7 protein-coding genes and 1 riboswitch are annotated in these 7,696 nt (G+C 52.4%); of the genes, 5 read left to right on the forward strand and 2 right to left on the reverse strand.

Features of this window, described 5'->3' with window-relative positions; translation table 11 throughout:
* Positions 1 to 172 precede the first annotated feature (172 nt).
* Positions 173 to 1,528 carry an LLM class flavin-dependent oxidoreductase gene (locus ABF824_RS08865; protein ID WP_415488154.1) on the forward strand — a complete coding sequence of 452 codons (1,356 nt, stop codon included), beginning with the start codon at positions 173 to 175 and terminating at the stop codon, positions 1,526 to 1,528.
* A 27-nt stretch (positions 1,529 to 1,555) separates the two neighbouring features.
* On the forward strand, positions 1,556 to 2,896 hold the full coding sequence (locus ABF824_RS08870) for an LLM class flavin-dependent oxidoreductase (protein WP_415488156.1): 1,341 nt from the start codon (positions 1,556 to 1,558) through the stop codon (positions 2,894 to 2,896).
* Positions 2,897 to 2,993: 97 nt separating this feature from the next.
* On the opposite strand, the gene ABF824_RS08875 is transcribed toward ABF824_RS08870, so the two are convergent.
* The gene (locus tag ABF824_RS08875; protein ID WP_415488158.1) at positions 2,994 to 3,665 is read right to left on the reverse strand and encodes an NAD(P)H-binding protein; all 672 of its coding nucleotides are present in this window, start codon (positions 3,663 to 3,665) and stop codon (positions 2,994 to 2,996) included.
* On the reverse strand, positions 3,662 to 5,068 hold the full coding sequence (locus ABF824_RS08880; protein ID WP_415488160.1) for a coniferyl aldehyde dehydrogenase: 1,407 nt from the start codon (positions 5,066 to 5,068) through the stop codon (positions 3,662 to 3,664). Before ABF824_RS08880 ends, ABF824_RS08875 begins: the two co-directional genes overlap by 4 nt.
* Positions 5,069 to 5,168: 100 nt before the next feature.
* On the opposite strand from ABF824_RS08880, the gene ABF824_RS08885 reads away from it, so the two are divergent.
* The 3 genes from ABF824_RS08885 (at position 5,169) to crcB (ending at position 7,382) form a co-directional block, all read left to right on the forward strand.
* A complete protein-coding gene (locus ABF824_RS08885) occupies positions 5,169 to 5,777 on the forward strand; it encodes a TetR/AcrR family transcriptional regulator (RefSeq protein WP_415488162.1) in 609 nt (202 codons plus the stop codon).
* A gap of 97 nt (positions 5,778 to 5,874) precedes the next feature.
* Positions 5,875 to 5,961, forward strand: a riboswitch (Fluoride riboswitch).
* Between the two features lie 81 nt (positions 5,962 to 6,042).
* Positions 6,043 to 6,870 (forward strand): universal stress protein, encoded by an 828-nt coding sequence (locus tag ABF824_RS08890; protein WP_415488164.1) that lies wholly within the window; start codon positions 6,043 to 6,045, stop codon positions 6,868 to 6,870.
* A 56-nt stretch (positions 6,871 to 6,926) separates the two neighbouring features.
* On the forward strand, positions 6,927 to 7,382 hold the full coding sequence (gene crcB, locus ABF824_RS08895) for a fluoride efflux transporter CrcB (protein WP_415488166.1): 456 nt from the start codon (positions 6,927 to 6,929) through the stop codon (positions 7,380 to 7,382).
* The last annotated feature ends 314 nt before the right edge of the window (positions 7,383 to 7,696 follow it).

Consider the following 7,696-nt stretch of genomic DNA (forward strand, 5'->3'; position numbering starts at 1 on the left):
ATTTTCCCATGGGAAATCGTTTCTTAATAACAAGTTTTCCTTTTTTCTTATTCAATATCCTGTAATCGATAGTGACTGTTTTAAATGCAATATTTATCAATTTAATATTTCTCGTTATCCTAAAGTGAAACCGGTTGCCAATGTCATCCCCTATCGTTCAGGGGAGAGTTTCATGAGCTCTATCAGACAGCGTCAGCTTAAGTTTGGTGCGATTCTTGCTGGTGTGGGCACGGACTTCAGTCAATGGCGCGACCCGGAATTGCCTCCGAACGCAAGCATCGATATTGATTGGTACATTCACAATGCGCGGCTTGCAGAAGAAGCCAAGTTCGATCTGGTCTTCATTGTCGATAGTCCATTTATTACACCAGATACCGCACCACACTTTCTCAACCGTCTGGAACCGCTGACGTTGTTGTCTGCTCTGGCAGTTTCCACGTCGCGTATTGGTCTGGTGGGCACACTCACCACCACGTACTGGGAGCCTTACAACGTTGCACGCCTGTTTGGTTCGCTCGACCATATCAGCAAAGGACGTGCCGGCTGGAATGTAGTGACTACTGGACTTGAAGGCGCATCACGCAATTATGGCAAGGACAAACATCTTGATCATGGTGTGCGTTACCAGCGGGCAGAAGAGTTTGTTGATGTCGTGAAAGGTCTCTGGGATAGCTATGAGGAGGATGCTTTTCCTTATGACAAGGAAAACGATGTTTTTCTTGATAAGTCAAAGCAGCATGCTCTCAATCATAAAGGTGAATTCCTCTCCGTTGCAGGGCCTTTAGCCCTCAGTCGCTCACTTCAGGGCTATCCTGTTATTTTTCAGGCTGGTGACAGCAATGCTGGGCGGCAACTGGGGGCACAGATTGCGGATGGCACTTTTGCCGCAGTAGAGGATTTTGAATCGGCTCTGGCGTATTGCACGGATCTCAAAACAAGAGCGAAAGCGATAGGCCGTGATCCTGATGCCATTCACGTTCTTCCCGGTATTGCTCCGATCATTGCCGAGACAGATGAAGAAGCCCGTAAGATAGCTCATGAGCGGGAAGGAGAAGTGGATATAGATAAAAAGCTTGTCGCTCTTGGTCGAGCCTTCAATTATCATGATTTTCGGCCGTATCCGCTTGATGCTCCATTCCCGGATATCAGCAATCTGACCTTGAATAGTTATAAAGGTCACGCAGAGCGTATTCTGCGTGGAGTGGCTGCTGACAAACTGACGTTGCGGCAGGCCGCAGAGCGATATGGAGGCTGGCGTCTCAGTTTCGTTGGATCACCGGACACAGTCGCCAATGAGATCGAACGCTGGTTTGTGGGCGGTGCTGCAGACGGTTTCAATATTCGCGTAACCAACCCACGAGACTTCAAACTTTTTCGTGAACGGGTCATTCCAATTCTTCAAAAGCGGGGATTGTTCCGAACCGAATATGAAGGAACAACACTAAGAGGCCATCTTGGCCTTTCTGTTCCGGAAAATAGATGGACGGCAAGGAAACGTGAGGAATCCTCACGTGCTGATGCTGCCTGATTATCCTCTGTTTTGAAAAGCTGTAACATGACTCAGAAACGCAAGATCAAACTTGGCTTTATTCTGCATGGCGTCGGACGGACATGGGATGACTGGCGCCATCCGGAACGGGACGTGCGAGCCAGCACGAATTTTTCTTTGTATCGCAAACAGGCTGAACTTGCAGAAAAAGGAAAATTTGATTTTCTGTTTGTTGCTGACAGTCTGTCGATTAATGAAAAATCCAGCCCACATTACCTCAATCGTTTCGAACCGCTTACCATTCTATCAGCATTGGCTGCTGTTACCGATCATATAGGTCTCGTTGGAACGCTGAGTGTAAGCTATACGGAGCCGTTCAATGTGGCACGACAATTCGCCTCTCTTGATCATATCAGCCACGGTCGAGCCGGTTGGAATGTCGTCACGTCGTGGTTGAGTGATACGGCGGCAAATTTTGGCCGAAAGGAGCATCCAGCCCATAGTGAACGCTATCGTATCGCTGCGGAGCATCTGGAAACCGTGCAGGGGCTATGGGATAGCTGGGAAGATGATGCGCTGGTTGGTGATAAGGCCGCTGGTGTATTCGTCAATCCTGAAAAACTGCACAGACTGAATCATGTGGGTTCTTATTTTCAGGTCCGTGGGCCGTTGAATATTGACCGATCGCCTCAGGGACAGCCGGTCATCTTTCAGGCGGGGGCATCAGAAACCGGACGTGATTTTGCTGCACGTCATGCTGAAGTCGTGTTTTGCGGCCCGGCTGATCTGGAGGAAGCGCGTCTTTATTATGCCGATCTCAAATCTCGTGCACATAAATTGGGTCGGAAGAATGATCTGCCTTTCATTCTGCCCGGCGCAGCACCTATTGTCGGCTTAACGGAGGAAGAGGCTGAAGCACGTTATCAGGAGCTTGTTTCTTTGACCTCCATAGATACGGGTCTTGGTTTCCTCTCGCGTTCATTCAATGATCATGATTTCAGGCAGTATGATCTCGACGGACCTTTTCCTGAAGTGGAGCAGATTGGCAATGAAAGCAATCAGAGTGCTTCACAACGTATTCTGGGGCGTGTCAGAAAAGACAAGCTGAGTATCCGACAGATTGCTCTTGAGCTTGCTACACCTCGTGGTGATTTTGTTGGTACACCAACGCAGGTTGCTGATGCTTTGCAAAACTGGTTTGAAACTGGCGGTGCGGATGGTTTTGTTCTCTTTGAACCGTTACCGGGGCAATTGGAGCTTTTTGTTCAGCATGTCATCCCTATTTTGCAGGAACGTGGGCTATTTCGACAGGAATATGAGTATGAAACATTTCGGGAAAACATTGGCCTCTCTATTCCTGTCAATCGATACACTGGAGAGCTAGAAGCTATTAGTTTATTGAACTGAGCGGGACGTCGTGATTACAGGCTTGCCGATAAAGGGACGGCCTGTGAGTGATGCGTCTTTGCTTTGCAGATGCTCGATGGGACTGTGCCGGTCATACTCATAAATTGGCCGCTTGACTGGCGATGCAGTGCAGGTCCGCGTTGCCATATGTTCGGTATCCACCAGTCACCTGACTAACGAGTTCGACAATCGACTTTGCGACAATTTTAGCGTCAATCGCGCCATATCCGGAAAGCTTTCCGACCATGAGCGGTGACAACAAAGTGGCCAGTCGCTGGCCGATCGCTTCCATCGGTCGTGTTTCTGCACGATGGCCCAGCAACAGCCTGGGCCGTATGATGTCCACGCGGTCGAAACCGATTGCCCTGACGTCGCGTTCAATCGCACCTTTGGTCCTGAGGTAAAAACCAGGACCACCAGCGCCCACAGAAGAGACGAGAATGAACTGACGCGCACCAAGCGCATGCGCTCCTCTGGCGAACGCAAGGACGTAATCATGATCGACGCGAAACATCGCTGCTTGCGATCCGGCAGCCCGGATGGTCGTTCCCAGACAGGAAATCGCCACATCGATTTCGGAAGGGGCTTGAGCCTGTAAGGTCATTTCTGGCGCATGACACAGACGTTCGAAATCAATGACACGATCAGTGGCGGATGCTTTCCGACGTGTCAGACTGGTCACGGCAGTGTCGGAACGCGTGGCCAACTCCACATCAACGAGACGTCCGACGAGGCCGGTGGCGCCAATAAGAAGAACGCGCGTTGTCATCGCAGCATAAAATTTGTGATGGCGTCGGTGAGTTTTCCGAACGGTGGCTGAAGCAGCGTTGCTGCATTGAGGAGACCCTGCTTGTAAACACCACGAAGGTGAGTGAGCGCCATAAAGCCCTCCTTGCCGTGATACGCGCCGATGCCGCTGTCCCCCACGCCGCCAAACGGCAGATCGTCCTGCACATAATGCATTAATGTGCCGTTGATCGTCACGTTTCCTGAAATCGTGCGATTCAGAATTTTGTCTCGTTCACCTCGGTTGTCGCCAAAATAATACAATGCCAGAGGTCGAGGCCGCGCATTGATGAAGGCGATTGCTTCATCGAGAGTTTTGTATGTCAGAACCGGCAGGACCGGGCCGAAAATCTCCTCCTGCATCACCGCCATTTGCGGCGTCACATCCAGTAGCAGCACGGGGGCCAGCACATGATCCGGCGCTGAATCGCTTCCCAAGCGGATTACTTGCGCACCTTGTGTTCCGGCATTGTCGATCAGACTGCTCAGCCGTTCGTAATGATGTTTATTGAGAATGGCAGTATAATCCGAGGAGCTTGCGTACCCATCTGGATGCAGTTTTTTCACACTCTCCTGATACGCCGCAGCAAAAGCATCTTTGTCGTCTTCATGAACCAGCACATAATCCGGCGCGATGCAGGTCTGTCCGGCGTTGGTCAGCTTGCCGAATGCTACCCGGTTTGCCACTCGCTGCATGTAAAAACCGGGCTCCACCACCACGGGAGACTTGCCGCCCAGTTCCAGGGTAACGGGGGTCAGATTGCGCGCCGCCGCTTCAGCAACCTTCTTTCCGACCGCTGTGCTGCCAGTAAACAGGATATGATCAAAGGGCAGAGCCGAGAACGCCGCGCCCACTTCGCCGTCTCCCGTGACGACGGAAACCTGCTCCGGCGGAAAGACGGCCTGAACGATCTCGCCGATCACTGCTGATGTGGCCGGTGTGAATTCCGATGGTTTGAGTATGGACCGGTTGCCGGCAGCGATTGCTGTCGCCAGCGGCACTAGGGCCAGCGAGACTGGATAATTCCACGGGGCGATAATGCCCACGACGCCCACAGGCTGCCGGACCACCCAGGCACGACCGCACTGGAAATAGGCCGATACGTGGCGACGTTCCGGCTTCATCCAACACCCCACATGCCGGATCATATAATTGATCGATTGCACCAGCGGGATCAGTTCCACAATGGCGCTTTCCCGTTCGGAGCGCTGACCGAAATCCGTTTTCAGAGCACGCACGATCTCAGTCCGCCGCCGCAGAATCTCGGCTTTTAGGCGGCGTAGATCGGTGCGCCGCTGTTTCAGATTGGGTGGCCCATCGCGTAGGAACGCAGCGCGCTGGCGGTCGAGGATACGGTGCAGCTCGGTAGGCGTGATATTGGACATTGCGTCCTCCATGTTTACAGAAGAAACTTATGTGGGCAGGATATGGAGCATGACGTTTTGGTGTCAATGAAAGTTTCTTCTGTAAACATGGACCTCACGAATGAGTGAAACCAACGAGCGCCCTTATCATCACGGTGATCTGCGTCAGGCTCTGCTCGACACGGCGCTTGCCATGCTGGCCGCAGACCAGAACTGGACCTTCACTCTCCGGGAAGTGGCACGGCGCACGGGTGTCAGTCATGCAGCCCCTTACAAACATTTCCGTGACAGGGAGGAATTGCTTCGGGAACTGGCACGGATCGGCTTCGTCAGGCTTGGAGAGACCATGACGGAAGCTATGTCTTTGGAACTGCCTTCCACGCGTGCACAATTCACGGTCACAGCGCAGGCCTGTATTGAATTTGCATGTCAAAACCCCGGTCTTTATCGTCTGATGTTCAGTTCCGATGCAGATAAAACGATCGATCCGCAACTTCATGACGCGGCCATGGATACATTCAGAATCCTTCTGGAAGTTCTGAAAAAGGGGAAAGAGGATGGCAGTTTCCGTCCCGTCGCCATTCAGGCACTGGCAGCGGCAAGCTGGGCACAGATGCATGGTCTCGCCATGCTGGCGATCAGTAATCAGTTGCTGGAAGAAAAAGTCGGGGTTGAGCCGGTTCGGGCAGCGTTGTACGTACTGCTGGATGGCATGTGCTATAGTGATTGATGAAGTTACGCTCTGCCTGCCGCTGTTTGCATCCGTGAGGATATTTTCAGCAACTATGCCTTCCAACACTTGACAGGTTCTGTCAGTCACTGATGATATTAATAATGGCAATGGATTCTGCCTGATCGCTTGATAAAGTGATCGAACCGCTTCTCTCGTGGAAGCTGATGATTCCTACCCTGCGGGCCTGCAAGGGAGGAATCTGTCCTGTTCTCTTTTCCTTATCGCATGGCTCCCTTATCGACCGTTGCGGGAGAATGATGTCATGCGCCTTCTGATTGTTCTGGATCGACCCGATACTGCGCTCTTTACACTCCGGACAGCAGGAGCGTTGGCCGAGCGACTTAATGCGGATCGTATTCGTATTCTGCATCCTCGTCTGGAAAGTGATCCCGCGTTCCAGACACCCGATGAAGGGATGCCCTCCACGGAGGAGCAGCAACGCTTTGCTCGCGAGGAAAACGAACGCGCAGACAGACTGCGTGAAATAGCCTCTGCGTGGATGGGGTCGTCACAAGCCGAAGAACGATACCAACCCGATAGGCAATGGATGGAAATCTCGGGGGACGTGCGCAAAGTTACCGCTCAGGAAGCCCGAAACGCCGATTTCGTCATTCATGGCCGCCCTCGTCGGGGTGAGCCAACCTATGTGACAGACGCCTTCGCGGGCATTCTCTATGACGCGAAAGCTACTCTGGTTGTCGCTCCCCTTCAGGACTATGCCTCCGTCGGACGACGGCCCGTGATCGGATGGCACCCTTCTCGCGCGCTCGACTGCGCCATAGCAGCTGCCATGCCTCTTCTGGAAACCGCCGAGTGCGTAACTTTCATCATCGGTGAGCGTGATAGTGCCGAAACCGATCTTCCTGATTTCGCCAATTCCCTCACCGAACGGGGCGTAAAGTTCCTTGTCGACAGATTCAGGATCGACGGTGACGTGGGGGAACAAATTCGTGCGCATGCCTTGGCCGCTGATGCGGATCTCCTCATCATGGGGGCTTATACCCGACCGCATTTTCTTGAATGGATGTTTGGTGGTGCAACGCAGGATGTGTTTGCCCACGCCACCCTGCCAATCCTGACTCACCACTGAATCTTGAAAAGAACGCTCGCGGCGGCTGCGCATGCGGGCTTGGAGGATATATCTCAATGACGTCTGGCTTTCTTACCCCGGTGTGGATCGCCATTGCGGGGGCGATGGGAACATTGCTCCGTTACTACGCTGGTCTTTTGACACTCTCATGGAGCCAGCGGCTGCCGTGGGGCACAATCCTCATTAATATGACGGGTTCCTTTGTCATCGCTTTCTTTGGCGCTCTGACAGCAGCTCATGCCCGCTTCCCCGCTTCAAACGAGATCCGGCTGATCGTCATGGTAGGGATTTGTGGAGGCTATACGACGTTCTCGTCCTTTAGCCTCCAGACCGTTGATCTCGCTCGTGATGGTGCTTTGGGGCGCGCCTTTCTCAATATCGCCTTTTCATTGATCCTGTGTTTAGGCGCCACTGCACTGGGATACGTGTCAGCTGATGCGATCAACCATCAGTCTGTGGGTGTCCAGCATGCCAGCAATTCTGTCGTTGGTCAGGACCGGCAATCGCGCTGACGGCTGCCACCCTATCAGAAAGTAATTAGGTGGCTCTATTGTATAATATCTTGTTGGATCGTATTCTCTTGGTGGATTCTGCCTGCGTAAATTGTTCCGGTTCACGAAAATGATCCTGCTCAGCGCACGGCGATCGTCCATTCGGGGAGGGACATAGTTGTGTGGAAAATAGCTGTAGGCTGATGAGCTGTTCTTCTATTAGCCAATACTAGTCAATCAGATTTAGTCTTCTCTTGGAGACTGAATCAAAATCTCTCCTAAAAACCAGAGCTGCCTGAGTCCAAGGTCAGGCGTTGCAAGAAACTTAAACATAT

This window comes from Acetobacter sp. (genome assembly GCF_047721705.1).
Classification (GTDB): Bacteria; Pseudomonadota; Alphaproteobacteria; order Acetobacterales; family Acetobacteraceae; genus Acetobacter.

Coding starts and splice junctions, on each gene's coding strand:
- ABF824_RS08870 (WP_415488156.1), top strand. CDS start 1,556: ATGACTCAGAAACGCAAGATCAAACTTGGCTTTATTCTGCATGGCGTC.
- ABF824_RS08880 (WP_415488160.1), bottom strand. CDS start 5,068: ATGTCCAATATCACGCCTACCGAGCTGCACCGTATCCTCGACCGCCAG.
- ABF824_RS08865 (WP_415488154.1), top strand. CDS start 173: ATGAGCTCTATCAGACAGCGTCAGCTTAAGTTTGGTGCGATTCTTGCT.
- ABF824_RS08875 (WP_415488158.1), bottom strand. CDS start 3,665: ATGACAACGCGCGTTCTTCTTATTGGCGCCACCGGCCTCGTCGGACGT.
- crcB (WP_415488166.1), top strand. CDS start 6,927: ATGACGTCTGGCTTTCTTACCCCGGTGTGGATCGCCATTGCGGGGGCG.
- ABF824_RS08890 (WP_415488164.1), top strand. CDS start 6,043: ATGCGCCTTCTGATTGTTCTGGATCGACCCGATACTGCGCTCTTTACA.
- ABF824_RS08885 (WP_415488162.1), top strand. CDS start 5,169: ATGAGTGAAACCAACGAGCGCCCTTATCATCACGGTGATCTGCGTCAG.